Below are 21,548 nucleotides of genomic sequence, written 5' to 3'. Positions count from 1 at the left end.
TCCTAGTACGGATCGATTGCATCGCGCAGCCCGTCGCCCAGAGCGTTGAAGGCGAAGACGGTCAGCAACACGAAAGCGACGGGCGACAGGATCCAGGGATAGGACCCGATCACCGAGAACGTCCCGGCGTCCTGCAGCATGAGCCCCCATGAGATCAGCGGCGGCTTCACCGCGAAGCCAAGGAACCCGAGGAAGGATTCCAGCAGGACGATGGTGGGAATGCCCAGGGTGATCGCCACGATGACATGGCTCATGACGTTGGGCAGGATGTGGCGGGTGATGATGCGTCCGTCCCCTGCCCCCACGGCCATGGCGGCGCGCACATAATCGACCCGGCGCAGCGCCAGCGTCTTGCTGCGCACCTCGCGGCTAAGCTGCGCCCAGCCAAGGCCGACGATCACCGCCACGACAAAGGCCATGAACACCGGAGAGGGTGCCGTCACCGGGATGAGCGAGGCCAGCGCCAGGTAAAGCGGCAGTTGCGGGAAGGCGAGGATGATTTCGACGAAGCGCTGGAACCACATGTCGAACCGCCCGCCGATATACCCCGAGGTGATGCCCGCCAGGGTGCCGATGATGGTGATCAGCGTTATGCAGACCAGCGCCAGGGCCAGCGAGATGCGGCTGCCGATGATCCCGCGGCTGAGGATGTCGCGGCCCAGCCTGTCGGTGCCCAGGATATGCAGCGGGCTGCCATCGGCCACGCCGATGAAATGACGCTCCATCGGGATGCCGAACAGCGAATATTTCCAACCCTTTGCGAAAAGCACGATGGGCCGGGGGTTCTCATAGTCGGGGCCGGTCAGGGGTTGATAGGTGACGGGGTCAAGTTCGTCGCTTTCCACGATGGGAAAGACCACGGGCGTCAACCGCCAGCCCTCGCCCGGGACATGCCATGAAATCCGGTCGGGCGGGGCAAAGCCGACATTGGGCTGCTTGGGATCGACCGGCGCAAAGAAGGGCGCCAGCAGGGCCACCACCAGAAGCGCGACCACAAGGATCAGGCCCAGCATCCCCGGCACCGACTTGCGCAGCCGCCGCCAGACCAGGCTGAGATAGCTCTGGCTTTCGGTGCTGACGGTGGACAGGCGCTGATCCTCGCCTTCGTCGTCATACAGGGTTTCGGTGGGAATGGCCGGGGCCATGTCGCCCACGCCGCGCACTTCCATTTCGTCGTCGCCGGGGGTGTCTTTCGGATTACGTGTCATTCAATCGCTCCCTACCCGGATGCGCGGGTCGAGGACGGCCAGCAGAAGGTCGGCGATGATGTTGCCGATGATCAGGGTCGCGCCCAGCACCAGAAGCAGCGTCGCGGTGACATAGACGTCGCCCAGCCCCATCGACCCCACGATGGCCGGACCCACGGTGGCAAGGGAAAACACGATGGCCACCTCGATTTCGCCGGTCAGCATGTAGGGCAGGATCACGCCCTGATAGGCGACCAGCGGGTGCAGCGCATTGGGCACGGCGTGGCGCATGATGACCCGGTGTTCGGGCAGACCCTTGGCGCGGGCGGTTTCGACATACTGCTGGTTCAGGGTGTCCAGAAGATTGCCCCGCATCACCCGCATGTTATAGGCCAGCCCGCCCAGGGTGGCGATGAAGACCACCGGCCAGACATGTTCGATCAGGTTCCACAGCTTGGCCCAGTTGAAATCGAGAAAGCCCAGCCAATAGGGCTGTCCGCCATAGCGCGAGGAATAGAAGCTGCCCAGTTCCTGGACGTTCAGCTTGAACGCCAGCACGTAGAGGATGATCAGCGCCAGAAGGAACCGCGGGATCGTCATGCCAAGAAAGCTGACGAAGCTCAGGATCGTGTCGGTCCAGCTGTATTGGCGGGTGGCGGCCAGGATGCCGAAGGTGATGCCGAACAGCGAGGCGAAGAAATGGCAGGCCAGCGCCAGAAGAAGGGTGCGCGGAAGACGCTCGCCCACCACCTCGGACACGGGCTTGTTGTAATAGAAGGAATGGCCGAAATCGCCATGCAGGACGATGCCGCCGACCCAGCGCAGGTATTGTATCACCATCGGATCGTTCAGGCCGTGCTGTTCACGGTACTGGGCGGCGGCGATGTCGGCCGCGGCGGTGGTCGCGTTGCCCTGGGTAATCATCTGGCTGCGGATATAGTCGGCATAGTCACCCGGCGGCGCCTGGATGATCACGAAGGTGATCATGCTCATCACGATCAGCACGGGGATCGCCTGAAGCAGCCGGATGGAAAGGAAACGGATCATCAGCGGACCTTTCGGGTCACAACGGAAGGTGCGGGGAAGGTATGGGGAAGACAGCGGGCGGGATCATCGACCCCGCCCGCCGCCCTGTCGCGTCTTCGGGGTCAGTTCACCGTGACGGGGCCATCGCCACCCGGTTCGCCCGGCAGGGTTTCGGGGAACAGTTCGTGATCGGCCTGTGCATCCTCGGCCACGAAGACACGTTCGCGCATCACGGCCCCTTCCGCCCAGTTGTACATGAAGATCGGCGCACCCGGAGGAATGTTGCTGAACCGCTTGTTGATGATCAGCGCCCCGGGATAGGCCGTCAGACCCACCGAATAGACGTTCTCGGTGTGCAGCTTCTGATATTTCTTCATCAGCTCGGCCCGTTCGGCGGCATCGTTGGTGGCGATGAAGGCATTGACGGTCTCCACCATCTCGGCCTCGAAATCCATCAGGTCAAGTTCGCCCTCGTCGTTGGCCATGTGCATCCAGGCTGTGCGCGGGCCGACCGGTGCCAGGTCGGTGGTGCGCTGCACGACGGTGATGTATTCCGACGAGTTGCGCCGCACCATCCAGTCATAGCGCCCGGCATCGCGGGTGGCGTCCAGATCCGGGCCGCTCAGCATGTCGAGAGCGACGCGGATGCCCGCCTCTTCCATCATGGCCACCACGCCTTCGGCAAGGTTGGCATCGGTCTGATAGGAATTGCTGGCCAGAAGCGTGACCTGCACATTGGCCCCGCCCAGAACGTCGGCGGGATGGTTCAGGAAGCCGTCACCATCGGTATCCTCAAGCCCGGCCGCCGCGAAATGCGCCTTGGCGCTTTCCAGGCTGTAGGGATAGAAGACCGTCGAATCCGCGTCATAGAACGAGGTGCCGGCATAGATGCCGCCCGGATACTGCGCGGTAAAGGGCCCCTTCACCAGGCTTTCGCCCAGGCGCACCCGGTCGATCACCTGGGTCACGCCCTTGCGGAATTCGGGGTTGCGGTTCAGCTCGCGGATGGCCTGGCGGCGGTCGTCAGGTTCGCCCCAGCCGTTGCCCGAGAAGTTGAAATACATCGAATATCCGATGGTGCGCGGACCGAAGGCCAGGCGCGCCGGGCTGTTCGGATCGGCCGCACGGCGCAGGCTTTCGACATAGTTCTCGGCCTGTTCAAGGTTGCTGAAATCGCCGGTGCCGGCCACCGCCTGCACATCGCGGTCGGCCCAGGTGGACAGGCGATAGTGCATCTCGTTCAGATAGGGCAGCTGGTTGCCCGCCTCGTCCACCTTCCAGTAATAGGGGTTGCGCCGCAGAACCACGATGTCGTCGCTGCGATGTTCCACCGGCACCCAGGCACCCATCACCGGATAGTTCATGTACCCCGGCGGGAAGGCGTTGCGGTATTCCTCGTAGGTGTTGTCGGAATTGGCCGGATGCAGCGGTGCCATCACATGGCTGGGACCGGGGCAGAAGGTGCCATAGGCCATGGCGTAAAGAACCGCCTCGGGGCGCGGCGTGGTGAAGGTGAAGGTCACCTGGAACTCGCCGGTCTTCTCCATGGTGGTGCCCTTGCCGAAGGTATCCTGGGTGGCACCGTTCAGCGGCGTGATTTCGGGATCCATCACATGATGATCCCAGTAGAACACCAGGTCGTCGGCATCGAAGGGGTCGCCGTCGCTCCATTTGGCGCCCTCGATCAGGTTCACCTGCAACTGCATTCCGTCCTCGGACCATTCCCAGTTGCGGGCCAGGTTGGGCATCGGCGCCAGGTCTTCGGATTCGATCATGAACAGCGGGCCGGTCCGCGTCAGGCATTCGTAAAGCCCGATGTCGATGCCGCCCCAGCCCTGTCCGTTGCCCGCGATATAGGCCCAGCCCTCGGGGCGCCCGCCGATCACATGGCGCATCACGTCACCATAAACACCGTTGCCGTCGGGCATGTTGGCGGTCTTGTAGACCAGCGGCTCGCGCGGCAAACGGTCTTTCACCGGGGGCAATTTGCCCGCTTCGACGAATTCCTTGACGAAATCGGGCTCGGAATAACTGTCCAGCGCGCGATATTCGAAGACATCGCTGCGCTTCACGAAATTCGGCTCGCCCTGTGCGGCGAACACCGGCGCTTCGGGCACCGCTGTCGGCTCGACGATCTGGCTAAGCGCCATCACGGGCGCCACCCCGGTCAGAAGCGCCGCGGTGGCGGCACGGGTCAACAATCTTTTCATCCTGGTCCTCCCAAAAAAACCAATACCGGGCCCGGTTCTCCCGGGCCTCGCTTGCGCCAGGCTGCCGCAGGTTTTCCCGCGACAGCGGACGTCTTGCCGCATCCTGCAATTTGCCACGCTTTACAACAATGGCGAAAACCCGCATTTACTTCCGGATTCTTAAGATCGGCGAATTCACATGGCATCTTCTTCCAGCTACGATCACCTTGAAGGCACCCCCAGCCACGAAAGGCACTTTTACGGCCTCACCCGGGCCGTCGGCCGGTTCGGCATGCGGATTTTCACCCCCTACGCCATGGAGACCGCCCACTGGCACGGCCACTTCGAAGCGAACTTCCTGACCGGCGCCACCATGAGCTATGACGTCGACGGTTGCCCGATCGAGGTGCCCGAAGGGCGGCTGGCGCTGTTCTGGGCGGGCATCCCGCACCGCCTGACCGATGTGCATCCCCTGGGCGAACGTTCACCCAAGCTGGCCAACATCTACCTGCCCGTCGACACCTTCCTGTTCATGCCCCATATCGCCGAACTTCAGGTCGCGCTGCTGGGCGGCGCGGTCGTCTGCCTGGACAGCACGCTTTGCCCGCCTGACCGCATCCCGCAATGGTACCGCGATTACCGCAGCCGCGATTTCGAAAGGATCGAGGTGATGCGCATGGAGTTGAACGCCATGCTGCGCCGCGCCCAGACCGGCGATCTTCACTATCTGCGCCCCCCCCTGGCCCGCGCCGACGAGGGGCGCAGCCTCTCCTCGGCCCATATCCGGCATGTTGTCGCCATGGTGCGCTTCATCCTCGACAACCTGGCCGAGCCGATCGACAACGCCCAGGTGGCCGCCGTCACCGGGTTGCATCCGAACTATGCGCTTTCGCTGTTCTCGCGCACCATGCGCCTGTCGATGAAGAAATTCGTGATCCGCATGCGCCTGCTGCGCGCCCGGGCGCTTCTGATACAAAGCGGCCTTGCCATCGCCAAGGTGGCCGAGGACTCCGGGTTTCAATCCATCAGCCAGTTCTACACCCATTTCAAGGCGGCCTACGGCATGTCGCCCCACGCCCTGCGCGCCCGCTATACCAGGATGGCCCTGCGGTGATGCGGCCCCGGCGCGGATGCAGAATGCCTGATCCGGGCGGACCTTCGCGCCATGGAGGACCACCTGCCGCGCCATAGCTGCATGGAACGCTTCGTCGGCGGCCTTCACGACCGGGCGCCCGGATAAGCAGGGCGTCCCGTTCAGCCCGGCAGGGGGGCGAACAATTGGCCGTCGACCATGACGCCCGCCACGTCCAGTTCCGGTGACAGGCAGGTCAGCGCGGCGCGGCATCCGGGGCGCAATACGCCCACCTCGCCCTCAAGCCCAAGGGCGCGGGCCGGGTTTGCCGTTGCCATCTTCACCGCCTGCGCCAGATCGCAGATGCCGTTGTCCAGCATGTTGCGCAGGCTTTCGATCATGCTGACGTGGGCGCCCGCCAGGCGGCCCTCGCTGTTGGTCAACCGTCCATCGCGAAGCTGGATAGCCACACCATGCAGCTCGAACCCGGTTTCCTGGCCCGCGAGGGTCAGCATCGCATCGGTGACAAGGCACAGCCGGTCGGGCATGGCGCGCGTCGCGATTGCGATGTTGCGCCAATCGACATGGTGCCCGTCGGCGATGATCCCCGCAAAAAGCCCGCGCGAGGCCAGCGTCGCGCCGACAACACCCGGTTCGCGCCCTGTCATCTGCGACATGGCGTTGAACAGGTGGGTGACACCGACAAGGCCCTCGGATTCGGCCTGATCGATCTGATCGGCGGTCGCCTCGGTATGGCCGGCAAAGACGCGCACACCGGCCGAGGTCAGCCGCGCCAGCGCGCCCTCGGGCAGGTCTTCGGGCGCGACGGTCAGCAAAACCGCACCGGCCTGGGCCGTGGTCAGGGCGTCAAGATCTTCGGCGTCGATGGTGCGGATGGCCGAGGGATCGTGGATGCCCGGCCGCCTCTGCGACAGGAAGGGCCCTTCCAGGTGCACGCCAAGGATGCCCGGCACGCCCTGCGCGATGGCCGTTTCCACGGCCGAAATCGCGCGGGCGTAGTCCCGCCCCGGTGCGGTGATGAAGGTGGGCAGCAGATAGGCGGTGCCCCCCTGCCGCGCGCCCTGCGCGATGCGGCCAAGCGCTTGGGCATCGGGGTTGAAGTTGAACTGGGTGTCACCGGCCCCGTTGATCTGAAGATCGATGAAGCCGGGTGCCACCATGTCGAATTCGCGCGTTGCCCCCTCGCGCGCATCCTGCGCCGTTGCGGGGCGGATGGCGGTGATCCGACCATCGGCGATTTCGATCAACCGGTCGCGGACAGGCTCATCCGCGATCCCGTCGTAAAGGCGGTTCGCGACGATGCGGGTGGGGCTTTGCGGATCAATCGAAGACACTGTCTTGCCCCTGCGGATGGACGTTTTCGTAATAGTCGGTCAGTTTCAGCCCCTCGGCAGCGGCCTGGTCAAGAATGACCGTGGCCTTGGCGTGCAGTTGCAGCGCCGAGGCGGGACAGGCCGCGCTGAGTGGCCCTTCCACCATCCGCGCGACCGCTTCGGCCTTGGCCGCACCGGTGGCGACCAGCACACATTTGCGCGAGGCAAGGATGGTGGCAACCCCCATGGTGATCGCGTAGCGGGGCGTTTCCTCGTAGGATGCGAAATACTGCTGGTTGGCACGGCGGGTGCTGGTGGTCAGCGTCTTGATCCGCGTGCGCGACCCCAGGCTGGCCGTCGGTTCGTTGAACCCGATATGGCCGTTCTGCCCGATCCCCAGAAGTTGCAGATCAATCCCGCCCGCCGCTTCGATGAGGTCTTCATACTCATCCGACGCCACCTGCGGATCGGCGGCGTCGCCCCTGGGCAGGTGGGTGCGCGCGCGGTCGATATCGACATGCGAGAACAGGGCGTCGTTCATGTAGGTGTGATAGGAACAGGGGTGATCCGGCGCCAGGCCGATATATTCGTCGAGGTTGAAGCTGGTGGTCTGCGCGAAGGAAAGGCCGTCGTCCCGGTGGCGCTGAACCAGTGCGGCATAAAGCGGTAGCATGGTGCCACCGGTGGCCAGCCCCAGAACGGCGGCAGGATTCGCGGTGACGGTGCGGGCAACGATATCGGCCGCGCGCTGCGTGGCGGCCTTTTCGTCGGGAAGGATCAGAACCTTCATGGATTTTCCTTTCTCAGATGCGCCGCCAGGGCGCCGATCAACGGTGCGTCATGGCCCAGGGCCGCCGGAACCAGAATCGGGCGGAACAGCTCGGGCTCATCAGCCAGGGCGGCGCGGGTACGGTCGATGTATCCCGGGGCCAGGCCGATGCTGCCCCCCAATGCCACGGTATCGAGGCCCAGAACAGCGGCAAGATCGCCGATCAGGGCAGCAACCGCGGCGGCGGAGGTGGCGACGATGCGCCCGGCCCAATCCTGCCCCTCGGCGGCGGCGGCAAAGACCGCGCGCGCGTCGCTGTCGGGATGGCCCGCTGCGGCCGCGGCCGCCGCGATGCCGCGTCCGCCCGCGATGCTTTCGACGGTGGCCATGCGCCCGCTGCCGCAGGGGCCGCTGGCCTGGCGGCTGGAGACGAAACCGACGTGCCCGGCCATGCCATTCGCGCTGGACAGGAGGCGGTTGCCAAGGACCAGCCCACCACCAACCCCTGTGGAAACGGTGAGATAGGCGAAACTTTCGCTGCGGCTGCCGGCGCCGAACAGCCCCTCGGCCAGGGCGGCGCCGGCGGCGTCGTTCACGCAGGTGGCAGCCCCGGTGGCGCGGGTCATCTCCGCCTCAAGCGCGAAGCCCAGGATCGCCGGAAGGGTGCCGCGGTTGACCGCGTGCCAGGCGCCCGCACCATCGACCCGCCCCGCAACGGCCACGCCCAGCGGTGCGCCCCGGCTGTGGCCCAACCGGTTAAGCAGGGCGCGGATGGCGGCAACCTGCGCTTCGGGGTCGGCGGCGGCATCGGTCGGCGACAAAAGCCGTTCGACCACCACGCCCCCTTCGATCCGGGCGGCGGCAAGTTTCGTGCCGCCAAGATCGGCAGCAAACCCGGCAAGTTCGGTGCGCTCCATCATCGCGCCTCGACGGCAGCCTTGAACCAGCCGGTGACATGTTCAAGCCGCGTGAGGGCAGTGCCCACCGTCACTGCATCGGCCCCCGCCGCCATGGCCTGTGCGGCCAGTTCGGGGGTGTTGATCCGCCCCTCGGCCATGACGAAGGCGCCCAGATCGCGGAAGGCGGCGATCAGGTCGGTGTCCACGCCATCGGGGCGGTGGGCGGTTTCCTCGGTATAGCCCGAAAGTGTGGTGCCCAGGATCGCGGCGCCTTCCTTCAGCGCGCGCTGTCCGTCGGCAAGGGTGGAACAATCGGCCATGGCCAGCTTGCCCGCTCCGTGGATGGCGGCCAGGATCGCCGCCGTGGTTTCCGGGCGCGCTCGGTCGGTGGCGTCATAGGCGATGATGTCGGCCCCCGCCTGCGCCAATGCCTCGACATCCGCGAGATAAGGCGTGATGCGCACCGGGCTGTCGTCCAGATCGCGTTTCAGGATGGCGATGATCGGCACCCCGACAACCGGGCGCGTGGCGGCCAGGTTTTCAACCCCTTCGATGCGCAGCCCGTCCGCCCCGCCCGCCACCGCCGCAGCGGCCATGGCGGCAACGATGTCGGGGCGGTCCATCGGGCCGTCATCGACCGGTTGGCACGAGGCGACAAGGCCGCCGCGCAGGGAATCGAGTATCGTCACGTGCATCAGTCCATCAGGCCAGGCAGGCCGGTTGAGAGGATCGGGAAGGCACAGACCAGGATCAGCACCACGAAAGGCGGGATCAGCCAGGGCAGGATCGCCTTTGCCAGCCGCTGATACGGGATTCCCCCGACCTGGGCCACCACGAAAAGGGCCATGCCCATGGGTGGCGTCAGGATCGAGATCATCAGGTTCAGCACGGTGATGATTCCGAAATGCACCGGGTCGATGCCAAAGCCGGCGGCGACCGGCACCAGGATCGGCACCACCACCAGCAGGATCACCAGCGCCTCGATGAAGCAGCCCAGGACGAAGATCATCACGTTGACCGCGATCAGGAAGGTCAGCGGGCTGTCGGCGATGGAGAGGAAGAAGGTCGCGATCTGCTGGGGGGCCTGTTCGCGCGCCATGATGAAGCTGAGCAGCCCGACACCCGCGACGATGGTGGCGATCGACGCCGAGGTGACGGTGGTCTCATAGATCGAATCCCACAGCTTGCGGAAGGTCAGCTCGCGATAGAACACAAGGTCGATCAGGATGGCGTAGAGCACGGTGATCGCCGCCGCCTCGGTGGGCGAAAACAGGCCGGAGAAGATGCCGCCGACAATGACGACGGGTGTCATCAGCGCGGGCAGGGATTTGACGAAAAGCGTTCCGATTTCCCCGGCGCTGCTGCGCGGATCACGGGGATAGTCGCGCTTGCGGGCAATGAACCAGACCATGACCATCAGCGCCACGGCACAGAGGAACCCCGGAATGATCCCCCCGAGAAACAGCTTGCCGATCGACACGTTGGCGATGACGCCATAAAGTACCATGGTGATCGAGGGCGGCACCAGCGGGCCGATCATCGACGAGGCGGCGGTGACCGCACCGGCGAAGTCGTCGTCGTACCCCGCCTCGCGCATCGCCTCGATCTCCATCTTTCCCAGCCCCCCGGCATCGGCCAGGGCCGAGCCGGACATGCCGGAAAAGAACAACGAGGCGAGAACGTTCACATGGCCCAAGCCGCCGGTGATATGGCCCACGAGGCTGCGCGCGAAACCGAAGAGGTGATTGGTGATCCCGGCCGAGTTCAGCACCCCGGCGGCCAGGATGAACAGCGGCACCGCCAGCAACGGAAAGCTGTTCAATCCGTCCGTCATACGCTGCATGGCGAAGCTGAGGCCCATGCCGGTGTAATAGAAGTATCCCATGGACACGAAGATCATGGCGACCCCGATGGGCACGCCGATCAGCACGAAGATCAGCCAGAGAATGCCGACAGTGGCAAGGATCATAGCGAAGGCTCCCGTTTGACGGAAACATCACGGCGGCCAAGAATGCGGCGGAGGATCCGGTGCAGGATGAGAATGGCGGCGACCAGCCCCGAGGCATAGAGAACCGCGTCGGTGGTGGGCAGGGTGACGGTGACGTTGTTCCAGGTGCGCAGGACGGTCTTGTAGGCGATCCAGATCAGATGGCCGACGATGCCCAGGTAAACCAGGTCGATCAGGGTATAGAGGATGCGGCGCCCCGTTTCGGGCAGCAGTTCGGCCAAGAATGCCATCTTGAGCTGGCTATCCTGACGCTCGACCTCGGCGATGCCGATGAAGGCCATCCAGACCCAGAGCCAGCGGGCCGTTTCCTCGGTCCAGACCGGGCCACGAAACAGCGGTGTGCGGCCAAAGACCTGGATCAGCACGACACCGATCAGAGCAATGAAGAACACCGACGCGACGATGCCTTCGATGCTGTACTTGCGCGGTTCTTTCACGGATGGCTCCCCCTCGTGGCTTCGGAAATGCCCGGCGGATGTTTCACCACCCGCCGGGCACCGGATCATTCGCCGCGCACGCGGGCGATGGCGCCTTCACCGAACTGATCTTCCAGCGTGTCGTAGTAGGGCTGCATCGCCGCGCGGAAGGGGGCCAGGTCGGGACGGGTGATCGTCAGGCCACGCTCTTCGAAGGTGGCGATCAGGTCTTCCTCGGCCTTTTCGGTCAGGCTGTTGTTCAGCACGCCACCGGCTTGTGCGGCTTCCTGCACCCATCCCTTTTCCTCGTCGCTCAGGCTGTCCCACAGGTCTTTTGACATCTGAAGGGCCGAGGATGCGATGAAGTGGTTGGTCATGGCCACGTGGCTTTGCACCTCGTAGAACTTCATGGCCTCGATGGTGGGCAGGGGGTTTTCCTCGGCGTCGACCTGGTTGGTCTGAAGCGCCAGATAGACCTCGGCAAAGGCCACGGGGGCCGGGGTGGCGCCGACGTTTTCGGCGTAGGCGATCAGAAAAGGCACGTTGGGGGTGCGCAGGCGCAGGCCCTTCATGTCCTCGATGGATTCGATGGCCCGGTTCGAGGTGGTCTGGCGGGTGCCGTAATACCAGACGTCCAGCAGCTCTACCCCCTGTTCGCGGAACTTGTCGGCCATCTTCTGGCCCCAGTCACCGGCGATGATCTCTTTCAGGTGGTCGAAATCATCGGCGACATAGGGGGCGCCAATCAGGTTCAATTCGGGGATGGTATAGCTCATATCGGGATAGCCGGTGATGACCATGTCCAGCTCGCCCGCCTGAAGCTGGGCAACCATGGATTTGAAATCGCCCAGCTGCGACGAGGGGAACAGGTTCACGGTCAGCTCGCCGCCCGAAAGCTCTTCCAGCTTGGATGCGAATTCCTGCGCACCCTTGTAGACGTTGCTGGCTTCGTTGTCCTGAAGGCCGAAGGTCAGTTCGCGCTCGGCCAGGGCCGGGGCGGCCAGGGCCAGGATCGCCGCGCAGGCGAGAAGTGTCGTGGAATGTTTCATGGGGTTCCTCCTTGGTTGTCGATGGGTTCGGACAGGCCCGCCGATGTCACTCGGTCGGGCCGTCCCTTGTCAGGCTCGGCGCCCGAAGGCGCGCGCGATAGGATCGCGCCAGGTGCCGGTCCATGACATCGGTCGCCGCGACGACATCGCCATCCAGGATCGCCTGGAAGATCTCGCGATGTTCGCCATAGGCGATCCGGTCATGGCGTTCGGGGTCATCGGTGGGTGGGCGATGGGCGATCATGGTGCTGACGAACATGTCGTGCAGCGTCAGGATCACCTGGTTGCCGACGACCGACACCAACGCCCGATGAAAGGCAATGTCGGTCGGGGCGAACTGGGCCGTGCCGATGGCCTTGAAATTGCATTCCAGCGCGGCCTGAAGCTTGGTCAGCTGGATGGCATCGGCGCGCTTTGCGGCCTCGCGGGTGGCGCCGGTTTCGATGAATTGGCGCATCTGTTCCAACTGGGCGCCGCTTTCGGAATCGCCGAAAATTTCGCGGATCAGATCGCCCGTGCCGCGCAGAACACTGCCGATCGAGGGCAGCGCGGCGCGCGGCCGCTTTCCCGCACCGGCGGTGACATAGCCACGCATCTGCATCTGCGCCAGCGCCTCGCGCACCGTGGGCCGCGACGCCGAGAAGCGTTCGCACAGGTCACGCTCGGTCGGGAGGGGGGCGTCGGTCAGGAAATCGCCGCGCCTGATCTCGGCGATCAGCGTGTCGGCAATCATGTCCGGCGTCCGCCGCTGGGCGGTTTCTGTTTCGGCGCTATCGGGCATCGGTTCTCCCTTCCTGTTCATTTGGTATTACCACATATTCTTATTGTCAAACTGAAACGCGAATGTATGCTTCAATTCATCGGACGACGCTCCTGTTAGTAAGTCCAGAAGAACTAATCTTGCCCTGCTATAGCACGGCAATGCACGAGGTAGAGACCACCGATGAGTGAACGACTGACTGGCATGTATGCCGCCCTGATGACCGGCCTGACCGATTCGGGCGAATTCGACGAATCGCGCCAGCGCGCCCTGACCGAACATGTTCTCAAGCAAGGTCTGGCCGGGCTTTACGTGGGCGGCAGCAGCGGCGAATCCGGGCTTTTGAACTATGACGAGCTTTTCGCGCAGCAGGGCATCGTTGCCGATTGTGCCAAGGGCAGCGATGCGACCCTGATCGCCCATGTCGGCATGCCCAACCTGCGCGATTCGGTGCGTCTGGCGGAACGGGCCGCCGATCTTGGCTATCACGGGCTGTCGGCCCTGCCGCCCCATTCCTATCCTTTCGGCGATGCCGAGATCGAAGGTTATTACCGCGACCTCGCCTCGGCCACCGACCTGCCGCTGATCGTCTACGAGGTGCCGGTGCGCACCGGCCGCCCGATCCCCCTGGAATCGCTTGTGCGCATTCTTGACCTGCCCAACGTCACCGGCATCAAGTTCACCTCGACTGACCTGTTCAAGTTCTCGATGTTGCGCCGCCGTCGCCCCGACAGCAGCTATTTCTTCGGCTTCGATGAAATCTACCTGACCGGCGGCGTGCTGGGTGCGGATGGCGGAATCGGCACGACCTACAACATCCTTGGCAAGCTATACGTCGCGCTTGACGCCGCGCTGCGGGCCGGTGACCTGCCCCGCGCGCAGGAATTGCAGGATGCCTCGCAGATCTTCGTCGAGGCCTTGCTGGACACCGGCGTTCTGCCCGGCATGAAGGCCGCCTTCCGCGTCATGGGTATCGACTGTGGACCGACCCGCGCGCCGATGTCCATGCGCATGCCTGAAGACAAGGCCGAGGCCCACATGCGCGCCGTGCTCGACCGCCCCGAGATCAAGCCCTGGCTGGCCTGATCCCACCCCATCGCCACCATGGCCGGTCCAGCCTCTGAACGTCCGGGCACTTGACCGGCCATGGTGAAATCCCAGCGGGAGGCAATGTCTTCCCGATGCGGTGGAACACCAAGACACCGGCGTTGACGATAGCGTGTTCGCCCGCTGCCCCCGCGCTAGCCGTGCAGCGCCGCCACCGTCTTCAGCGTCGAAAAGCCGTAAAGCGCCTCGAACCCCTTTTCGCGGCCATGGCCCGACAGTCCGGTGCCACCAAAGGGCAGTTCCACCCCGCCCCCCGCGCCATAGTTGTTCAGGAACACCTGACCGGCGCGCAAGGCGCGGGCCAGCCGCATCTGCCGCGCGCCATCCGCCGTCCAGACCGAAGCGACCAGCCCGAAGGGCGTGCCATTGGCGATGGCCAGCGCCTCGGCCTCGTCGGCGAAGGGGATGACCACCTGCACCGGGCCGAAAATCTCGTCCTGTGCCAGCACATGATCGGGCGCCGCACCGGTGAACAGGACCGGCGCCACATAGGCCCCGCCTGCCGGGGCGTCGCCGTCGATCGTTCCCCGGGCGGCCACGGTCAGATCGCGCCCCTTGTCGAGATAGCCCTCGACGATGGATTTCTGCCGCGCCGACACCAGCGGCCCAAGGTCGAAGTCCGCCAGCGCCGGACCGGCCCGCAGCGCGCGGTAGCGTTCGGCCATGGCGCGCACCACCTCGTCAAACCGGCTTTCATGCACCAGAATGCGGGATGAGGCCGAACAGGTCTGACCCGCGTTCTGAATACCTGCATTCACAAGAAACGGCAGCGCGGCGTCGATATCGGCATCCGCGAACACCAGTTGCGGAGATTTCCCGCCCAGTTCCAGGGTGACGGGAACAAGGTTCTCGGCGGCCGCCGCCTGTATCCGCCGCCCCACCGCAACCGATCCGGTAAAGGACAGGTGGCGCACACCGGGATGGGCGGCCAGCGCCGCGCCCGCCTCGCCCCCCTGCCCCGGCACGATGTTCAGCGCCCCGGCGGGCAGCCCGGCCTGACGGGCCAGTTCGCCAAAGGCCAGCGCGGTCAGACAGGCCTCTTCCGCAGGTTTCAGAACACAGGCGTTGCCCATGGCCAGCGCCGCCCCCACCGACCGCCCGATGATCTGCATGGGATAATTCCACGGGATGATATGGCCCGTCACGCCATGGGGTTCGCGCAGGGTATAGACGGTGTAGCCGTCAAGATAGGGGATGGTCGCACCATGGATCTTGTCGGCCGCCCCGGCATAAAACTCCATGTAGCGTGCCAGGGCGATCACATCGGCGCGCGCCTGTTTCAGCGGCTTGCCCACGTCCTGCGCCTCGAGCCGGGCAAGTGGTTCGATGTTCTCGCCCACCAGCAGGCCGATCCGGTGCAGGATGCGGCCCCTTTGCGCCGCGGCCATCCGGCCCCATTCGCCCTCCATCGCCATGTCGGCCGCCGCGACGGCGCAGTCGATGTCGGGCGCGTCACCGCGTGCAATGGCGCAAAGGGGGCTGCCATCGGAAGGGTCGTGCAACGCCAGGGTTTCGCCCGACTTGCAGGGTGCCCATTCCCCGCCGATCAGGCAATGGGTCGTGTCGATGCCGAAGGGATCAAGGATCATGGCTCAGGTCTCCGCCGCGTAATAACCGACGACATCGCCATCGGTGGTGACGCCCAGCCCGTTCAGCAAGCGGTTGACGTAGTTGAAATAGCCGACGATCTGGTTCGCCTCGAGGATTTCGCCATCGTCCAGCCCCGTATCGCGCAGCGCCTGCACATCGCCCTGCACCATCTGCGCCGGGTGCAGCGTCAGCTTTTCGGTATAGCGCAACAGCGCCAGTTCACGCCCCGCGAAGGCATCCTGTGGGCGGCGCGCCTGCAATGCCGCCTCGACCACCCCGGCGCGGGCCGGATCGCCGATCAGATGCGCCGCGTTGGCCCAGTGGTTGGCATAGGAATAGGGGCATTCGTTCAGGACCGAGACATAGGCGCTCATCACCTCCTGCAACCAGGTGGGCAGGGTGTTGGCGTCGTCGTGCAGGCAGGCGCGGTAAAGTTTCACATGGCCAATCATGGTGTTGGGACGCAGGGAATGCACCCGCATCACGTTGTCGACGGTGCCGTGCGGCGTGCGGGCCAGGTTCAGCGCGTCGCGCAGGCCCGGGTCGGCCTTGTCATCGGGAATCATCCTGATCCATGCGGCCATTGTGCATCCTTTCAACACGGTTTCGTGTATTCGACCACGCCACCGCAGGAAAATCCACATCACGGCTTTGCCCCCGGAGAAAACACTCTATCATGGTGCCTCGACGCAGCAGCGAAAGACGGAAATGCCCGGCGAAATCATCATCCAGGCCGACCACATCGACAAGTTCTTCGGCACCTTCAAGGCGCTGGACGATGTCAGCCTGACGGTGCGCCAGGGCGAACGGGTGGTGGTCTGCGGGCCGTCCGGATCGGGAAAGTCGACGCTGATCCGCTGTTTCAACGGGCTGGAAAACCACGACGCCGGGCGCCTGACCGTCGAGGGGGTGGAGCTTCACGAGGGCTCTCCCAAGATCCGCGAATTGCGCCAGAACGTCGGCATGGTGTTTCAGCAGTTCAACCTGTTCCCGCACCTGACCGTGCTGGAAAACCTGACCATCGGGCCGATGAAGGTGCGCAAGCTGTCGCGCAGGGCCGCCGAGGAAACGGCGCGCAAGTATCTTGACCGTGTGCACATCCCCGAACAGGCCGACAAGAAGCCCGGGCAGCTTTCGGGCGGGCAGCAACAGCGCGTGGCCATCGCCCGTTCGCTGTGCATGGAACCCCGCGTGATGCTGTTCGACGAACCCACCAGCGCCCTCGACCCCGAGATGATCGGCGAGGTTCTGGACGTGATGGTGGAACTGGCCCAGTCGGGCATGACGATGGTGGTGGTGACCCACGAAATGGGCTTTGCCCGCAAGGTGGCCGACACGATGGTCTTCATGGAACAGGGGCGGATCGTCGAAACCTCCCCGCCTGAAACCTTCTTCACCAACCCCGAAAGTGCCCGCGCCCGCCTGTTCCTTGACCAGATCCTGGAGCATTAGGCGTGGCCCCACCCCGCCCGATGTCCTTTGCCAGGCTGATGAACACCCGGCCCGTCGCCGTCGCGCTGTACCTTGCGATCATGGGGGTGATCGTCTGGGGGTCGTATGTTGGCGCCCAGAACATGGGCTACAACTGGCAATGGTACCAGGTGCCCAAGTACCTGTTCACCTTCACCGAGGACGGGTTCCAGTTCGGCGAAATCATGGTGGGGCTGAAAACCTCGGTGGTGCTGTCGGTTTCGGCCTTTGTGCTGGCCGTGGTCATCGGACTGGTGGTGGCGCTGTTGCGCCTGTCGGGTCTGGTTGTCGGTTCGGCGGTGGCGGTCGGGTTCCTGGAGCTGATCCGCAACATCCCCCTGCTTGTCCTGCTGTACCTGTTCTATTACGTCCTTGGCCCGATTTTCGGGCTGGATCGCTGGGCCGCCTCGATCCTGACTCTGGCCGTCTTTCACGGCGCGCTGGTGTCCGAAATCTTCCGCGCCGCCATCAACGCCGTACCCCAGGGCCAGTGGGAGGCGGCGGCCAGCATCGGCATGTCGCGCGCCCAGGCCTATCGCTGGATCATCCTGCCGCAATCGGTGCGCTTCATGCTGCCCCCGCTCACCGGGGAAATGGTGCACCTCATCAAATCCAGCGCCATCGTCAGCGTGATCGCCGTGGCCGAACTGACCACCGTGGGGCGCAACATCATTTCCGAAACCTTCATGAGCTTTGAAATCTGGTTTACCGTCGCCGCCGTATATCTCGTGGTGACGCTGATCCTGTCGATCGGTGTTTCGCGTCTGGAAAAACGCTTTGCCACCAACCAATGACCAACCCAAGGGAGTTTCCACCATGTCACTGACCCGCCGCGCACTTGGCCTTGCCTTTGCGGCCATCGCCGCCACCGGCCTGGCCGCCAATGCCCAGACCGCCACCCAGAACCTCAGCAGCGAATCCGTGATCGAGCAGATCAAGGAAGAAGGCGTGATCCGCATCGGCCTTTCGGTTTTCGTGCCCTGGGCCATGCGCGACCTGAACGGCGAACTGATCGGGTTCGAGATCGACGTCGCCAAGGCCCTGGCCGAGGACATGGGCGTTGACGTCGAATTCGTGCCCACCGCCTGGGACGGGATCATACCGGCGCTGGTCGCGGGCAACTTCGATGTCATCATCTCGGGCATGTCGATCACGCCGCAGCGCAACCTGACCGTGAACTTCACCACGCCCTATGCCTATTCGGGGCTGACCATCCTCGCCAATACCGCCATGACCGAAGGCTTCACGCTTGAGGATTACAACAGCCCCGACGTGACCTTCGCCGCACGGCGCGGCGGCACGCCCTCGACCGTCATCCAACAGCTGTTTCCCAAGGCCAAACTGCTGCAGTTCGACGAAGACGGCGCCGCGACGCAAGAGGTTCTGAACGGCAATGCCCACGCCACCATGGGCGCCGAACCGACCCCCAGCACCGACGCCCGCCAGTATCCCGACGTGGTGAACGTGCCCTTCGATCAGACCTTCCTGGCCACCGGCGAAGGCTTTGCCCTGCGCAAGGGCGACATCGACGCGCTGAACTTCTTCGACAACTGGATCCGCGTGCGCACCGCCAGCGGCTGGCTGAAGCAGCGCAACGATTACTGGTTCAAGGGCAACGAATGGGCCGACCAGGTCAGCCAGTAAGGACACCGCAGCTTGCCCTCGTTCCTCAAGAAACTGAAGATCGCGGATTACGTGATCGCCGCGATCCTGGTCGCGTTCTTCGGTTACGTCGCCCTTACGGTCGAGGGCAAGCTGAACTATGAATGGCGGTGGGAGCTTATCCCCAACTATATCCTGCGCTACCGCGAGGATCAGGATGTGTGGTTCGCCAATCTGCTGTTGCAGGGTCTGTTCAACACGATCCGCATCAGCATCTACGCCTCGGTCCTGGCGCTGATCCTGGGCACCATCCTGGGAATAGCGCGCACCGCCGAAAACCTGACGGTGCGGATGCTGGCCCGTACCTATCTTGAACTGCTGCGCAACATCCCGCCGGTGGTCATCGTCTTCATCTTCTTCTTCTTTCTGTCACAGCAACTGATCGACTGGCTGAACCTCGACCGTTGGGCGCGGGGCATCGCGCGCAGCGACAACGTCCATATCTGGGAGTTCTTCTTTGGCGAAATGCGCCGCTTTCCCTCGCTGATCGCCGGGGTGATCGTTCTGGCCCTGTTCGAATCCGCCTTCGTGGGGGAAATCGTCCGCGCCGGCATCCAGAGCATTCCGCAGGGCCAGCGCGAAGCCGCGCGCAGCATCGGGATGAGCCGGCTGCAGGAAATGCGCTATATCGTGCTGCCACAGGCGATGAAGAAGGTCGTCCCGCCCATGGCGAACCAGTTCATCACCCTGATCAAGGACAGTTCGATCATCTCGCTGATCTCGGTGCAGGAACTCACCTACAAGACCGTTGAACTTGTCGCCTCCACCCGGCTGATCTTCGAGGCATGGCTGACCACGGCGGCCTTCTATTTTGTCATATGCTTCACCCTGTCGATGCTGTTTCGCCGGCTGGAACGGCAGCGCTAGGCGGGGCCATCCCGATCCGCCGGTCGGGATTGGCGAAGAGTTCGGCCACCATGGGCCAGGCCCTTAGGATCGTGCCACCGCCCGACAGACGTTCGGGGTGGAACACCCCATCTTCCCAGACCTTCACGCCGTCGATGATAACCGTTGGGTCGATCACGTTCAGGCTGATCTCGCCGGGGGCCTGGTCGCCGCAGGTGTGCAGGTGCAGGATACGCGGATTGCCGAAGGCCGCGCCGCTCCAGCGTTCCATCTGCCGGGTCGCGTCCCATGGAAAGCCACAGCCGGGATGGATGCCCGCATGCCAGGAATGCACCCTGTCGCGGTCGATGCCGTATCGCCGCGCCACCCTGTCGTATTGCGCCTGCGCACGGGCCACGTCGCGCGCGCTGCCGTCAAAGCCGGTAAGCCGCCCCGCGCGAAACCGCGCCAGAACCGGCCCGTCAAACCGCTGCATGTAGCCATCGTAATACCGCGATCCCGTGCCTGCCAGAAACCCCGGCAGGGCGACGGTGCCCGAAAACGCCTCTCCGGGCACCGGGGCGAAGACCGACACCGGAAACCGCTTCACGCTGGTATCGGCGAAATCGCCCATCTCGGGCCTGCCGGAAAAATCGGTTCCGGCGCGGCAGGTCACGCGCACCTGCTGCGCTTCGGCCAGGTGGCGATTGACCAGGCTCTTCAATGCCACGAAGGCCCGGTAATCGGCGGTGCCGAAGGCCGACCCAAGGCAGCCTTCACCAATGACGAAACAGACAACGATCCGCCCTTCGGGCAAACCCTCGGCAAAGCGAAGCTGATCGCCCAGCCGCGAGAGGAACAGCGTGATGTCGGCCCCTTCGATCAGCGCCCGAAGCCGCGGCGAAAGCCCAGGGTTTTCGGGGGAAAACCCCACATCGACCATCGTGACCTCAAGGCCCAACCGCCGGGCCATGGCACCCACGCATTCGGCCAGCCCCGGTTCGTAATACCCGAAATCCGGAGATTCGCGCAGGATCAGCAGGCGCTGCCCGGCCCTGGCGCCGGCACAGGCCACAAGCAGATTGCGCGCACCGCGTGCGGCCGAGGTTTCGATTGCAGATGGGGTCATGGTGCGATGCTGCGCCCCGATGCCCGCGATTACCATTTGAAAGACGTAATAGGTGGCATTAGTTTTGCTAATATGATCCTGAACCTTCCCTTCGGCGCCCTGCGCGCCTTCGAGGCTGTCGTGCGCTGCAACGGGTTCAGTGCCGCCGCCAGCGAGCTGGGGGTCAGCCAAAGCGCGGTGAGCCAGCACGTCAAGGCGCTGGAAGAGTGGTTGGGCCAGGAATTGTTGACCCGTCGCGCCCGCCGTACCCTGCCCACCCGCGAGGGCGAGCAATTGGCCCGCGCCATTTCCGAAGGTCTGGGGCGCATCTCCGAAGTCTGCGCCGATCTGCGCGACCGTCGGCGCGCCGACGATACCATCGTCATAAGCTGCCTGCCCGGTTTCGCCTTCACCTGGCTGTTCCCCCGCCTTGTGCGGTTCGACCTGGCCCATCCCGACATCACCATTTCCATCAGCACCGACAGGGGCGCCGCACCCATGGCTGCGGGCGAGGCCGACCTGGCCATCCGTTACGGCTTTGGCCATCATCCGGGGCTGCATGTCGAACGGTTGATCGAGGAACGGCTTTTCCCGGTCTGCTGCCCCAGCCTTTTGACCCGTGGATCGGGGGCGGATATCGAAACCTTTCTGGCCAAGAACCGCCTGCTGCATGACGTTCTGGCCGATTTCGGCATCTCGCAGCCCAGTTGGGATTACTGGGCGCAGGAATGCGGGGTAAGTCTGCACAACCGCCTTCCGCCGCGCCGCTTCGGCCAATCGAACATGGTGATCCAGGCCGCGATCGAGGGGCTGGGCGTGGCGCTGGGGCGCGAACCGCTGGTGATCGACGCGCTCTGCGACGGGCGGCTGGTCCGCCCCTTCGATCAGATCGCCGCCTCGCCGCTGTCCTATTGGCTGGTCTGCCCGCCCCACGCCCCCGAGGTGCCGAAGATCAGGATGTTCATGGACTGGCTGCGCCACGAGGTGGCCACGCAACCCCGATTGCCAGCGGCCATTAGCGCGGCTTATGCTGACGGCGAACCGCCCCAAGCAACGAAGGGGCGCGGCGCATGACGG

Annotated in this window: 21 protein-coding genes; 7 read left to right on the top strand and 14 right to left on the bottom strand. The window is 64.4% G+C overall.

The window, feature by feature from the left end; translation table 11 throughout:
• Nucleotides 1–2: 2 nt before the first annotated feature.
• The 3 genes from H7828_RS13170 to H7828_RS13160 all read right to left on the bottom strand — a co-directional run bounded on the left by H7828_RS13170 (nucleotide 3) and on the right by H7828_RS13160 (nucleotide 4,423).
• A complete protein-coding gene (locus H7828_RS13170) occupies nucleotides 3–1,208 on the bottom strand; it encodes an ABC transporter permease (RefSeq protein WP_226781510.1) in 1,206 nt (401 codons plus the stop codon).
• Nucleotides 1,209–2,234, bottom strand: a complete 1,026-nt coding sequence (locus tag H7828_RS13165; RefSeq protein WP_226781509.1) for an ABC transporter permease — start codon at nucleotides 2,232–2,234, stop codon at nucleotides 1,209–1,211.
• A 101-nt stretch (nucleotides 2,235–2,335) separates the two neighbouring features.
• Complete coding sequence (locus tag H7828_RS13160; protein WP_226781508.1) at nucleotides 2,336–4,423, bottom strand: ABC transporter substrate-binding protein; 2,088 nt, start codon at nucleotides 4,421–4,423, stop codon at nucleotides 2,336–2,338.
• Nucleotides 4,424–4,601: 178 nt separating this feature from the next.
• Between H7828_RS13160 and H7828_RS13155 the strand changes: the two genes are divergently transcribed.
• Complete coding sequence (locus tag H7828_RS13155) at nucleotides 4,602–5,516, top strand: helix-turn-helix domain-containing protein (protein ID WP_226781507.1); 915 nt, start codon at nucleotides 4,602–4,604, stop codon at nucleotides 5,514–5,516.
• Between the two features lie 140 nt (nucleotides 5,517–5,656).
• Here H7828_RS13155 and nagA read toward each other — a convergent pair whose 3' ends face one another.
• The 8 genes from nagA to H7828_RS13115 all read right to left on the bottom strand — a co-directional run bounded on the left by nagA (nucleotide 5,657) and on the right by H7828_RS13115 (nucleotide 12,730).
• Entirely contained in the window at nucleotides 5,657–6,829 is a 1,173-nt protein-coding gene (gene nagA / locus H7828_RS13150) for an N-acetylglucosamine-6-phosphate deacetylase (protein ID WP_226781506.1), read from the bottom strand.
• Nucleotides 6,816–7,598 carry a glucosamine-6-phosphate deaminase gene (nagB, locus tag H7828_RS13145; RefSeq protein WP_226781505.1) on the bottom strand — a complete coding sequence of 261 codons (783 nt, stop codon included), beginning with the start codon at nucleotides 7,596–7,598 and terminating at the stop codon, nucleotides 6,816–6,818. The genes nagA and nagB overlap by 14 nt, the downstream gene beginning before the upstream one ends.
• On the bottom strand, nucleotides 7,595–8,494 hold the full coding sequence (locus H7828_RS13140) for an ROK family protein (RefSeq protein WP_226781504.1): 900 nt from the start codon (nucleotides 8,492–8,494) through the stop codon (nucleotides 7,595–7,597). Before H7828_RS13140 ends, nagB begins: the two co-directional genes overlap by 4 nt.
• Nucleotides 8,494–9,165, bottom strand: a complete 672-nt coding sequence (locus H7828_RS13135; protein ID WP_226781503.1) for an N-acetylmannosamine-6-phosphate 2-epimerase — start codon at nucleotides 9,163–9,165, stop codon at nucleotides 8,494–8,496. Before H7828_RS13135 ends, H7828_RS13140 begins: the two co-directional genes overlap by 1 nt.
• Nucleotides 9,166–9,170: 5 nt before the next feature.
• Entirely contained in the window at nucleotides 9,171–10,445 is a 1,275-nt protein-coding gene (locus H7828_RS13130) for a TRAP transporter large permease (protein ID WP_226781502.1), read from the bottom strand.
• Entirely contained in the window at nucleotides 10,442–10,921 is a 480-nt protein-coding gene (locus tag H7828_RS13125) for a TRAP transporter small permease (protein ID WP_226781501.1), read from the bottom strand. The genes H7828_RS13130 and H7828_RS13125 overlap by 4 nt, the downstream gene beginning before the upstream one ends.
• Before the next feature lie 65 nt (nucleotides 10,922–10,986).
• Nucleotides 10,987–11,949: a sialic acid TRAP transporter substrate-binding protein SiaP gene (locus H7828_RS13120; protein WP_226781500.1), complete on the bottom strand. Its 963-nt coding sequence runs from the start codon at nucleotides 11,947–11,949 to the stop codon at nucleotides 10,987–10,989.
• A 46-nt stretch (nucleotides 11,950–11,995) separates the two neighbouring features.
• A complete protein-coding gene (locus tag H7828_RS13115; protein WP_226781499.1) occupies nucleotides 11,996–12,730 on the bottom strand; it encodes an FCD domain-containing protein in 735 nt (244 codons plus the stop codon).
• Between the two features lie 162 nt (nucleotides 12,731–12,892).
• On the opposite strand from H7828_RS13115, the gene H7828_RS13110 reads away from it, so the two are divergent.
• Nucleotides 12,893–13,795, top strand: a complete 903-nt coding sequence (locus tag H7828_RS13110) for a dihydrodipicolinate synthase family protein (protein WP_226781498.1) — start codon at nucleotides 12,893–12,895, stop codon at nucleotides 13,793–13,795.
• Nucleotides 13,796–13,950: 155 nt separating this feature from the next.
• Here the strand turns inward: H7828_RS13110 and H7828_RS13105 are convergent, their stop codons facing one another.
• Together H7828_RS13105 and H7828_RS13100 are read right to left on the bottom strand one after the other, a co-directional pair.
• The gene (locus H7828_RS13105) at nucleotides 13,951–15,405 is read right to left on the bottom strand and encodes an aldehyde dehydrogenase family protein (protein WP_226781497.1); all 1,455 of its coding nucleotides are present in this window, start codon (nucleotides 15,403–15,405) and stop codon (nucleotides 13,951–13,953) included.
• Between the two features lie 3 nt (nucleotides 15,406–15,408).
• Entirely contained in the window at nucleotides 15,409–15,990 is a 582-nt protein-coding gene (locus H7828_RS13100) for a carboxymuconolactone decarboxylase family protein (protein ID WP_226781496.1), read from the bottom strand.
• Between the two features lie 124 nt (nucleotides 15,991–16,114).
• Between H7828_RS13100 and H7828_RS13095 the strand changes: the two genes are divergently transcribed.
• The 4 genes from H7828_RS13095 to H7828_RS13080 are packed head-to-tail and all read left to right on the top strand — an operon-like array spanning nucleotide 16,115 to nucleotide 19,405.
• The gene (locus H7828_RS13095) at nucleotides 16,115–16,858 is read left to right on the top strand and encodes an amino acid ABC transporter ATP-binding protein (RefSeq protein ID WP_245398703.1); all 744 of its coding nucleotides are present in this window, start codon (nucleotides 16,115–16,117) and stop codon (nucleotides 16,856–16,858) included.
• Between the two features lie 2 nt (nucleotides 16,859–16,860).
• The gene (locus H7828_RS13090; RefSeq protein ID WP_226781495.1) at nucleotides 16,861–17,670 is read left to right on the top strand and encodes an amino acid ABC transporter permease; all 810 of its coding nucleotides are present in this window, start codon (nucleotides 16,861–16,863) and stop codon (nucleotides 17,668–17,670) included.
• A gap of 22 nt (nucleotides 17,671–17,692) precedes the next feature.
• Nucleotides 17,693–18,520 (top strand): transporter substrate-binding domain-containing protein, encoded by an 828-nt coding sequence (locus H7828_RS13085; RefSeq protein WP_226781494.1) that lies wholly within the window; start codon nucleotides 17,693–17,695, stop codon nucleotides 18,518–18,520.
• Nucleotides 18,521–18,532: 12 nt separating this feature from the next.
• Entirely contained in the window at nucleotides 18,533–19,405 is an 873-nt protein-coding gene (locus tag H7828_RS13080) for an amino acid ABC transporter permease (protein ID WP_226781493.1), read from the top strand.
• On the opposite strand, the gene H7828_RS13075 is transcribed toward H7828_RS13080, so the two are convergent.
• Nucleotides 19,362–20,492, bottom strand: a complete 1,131-nt coding sequence (locus tag H7828_RS13075; protein ID WP_226781492.1) for a hypothetical protein — start codon at nucleotides 20,490–20,492, stop codon at nucleotides 19,362–19,364. The two genes, H7828_RS13080 and H7828_RS13075, sit on opposite strands and share 44 nt — an antisense overlap.
• Before the next feature lie 72 nt (nucleotides 20,493–20,564).
• Here H7828_RS13075 and H7828_RS13070 point away from each other — a divergent pair, with 72 nt between their 5' ends.
• A complete protein-coding gene (locus tag H7828_RS13070; RefSeq protein WP_226781491.1) occupies nucleotides 20,565–21,545 on the top strand; it encodes a LysR substrate-binding domain-containing protein in 981 nt (326 codons plus the stop codon).
• The last annotated feature ends 3 nt before the right edge of the window (nucleotides 21,546–21,548 follow it).

It is taken from the genome of Oceaniglobus trochenteri, assembly GCF_020529025.1.
In the GTDB taxonomy this organism is placed as follows: Bacteria; Pseudomonadota; Alphaproteobacteria; order Rhodobacterales; family Rhodobacteraceae; genus Oceaniglobus; species Oceaniglobus trochenteri.
This window is presented reverse-complemented; position numbering and strand designations above follow the sequence as displayed.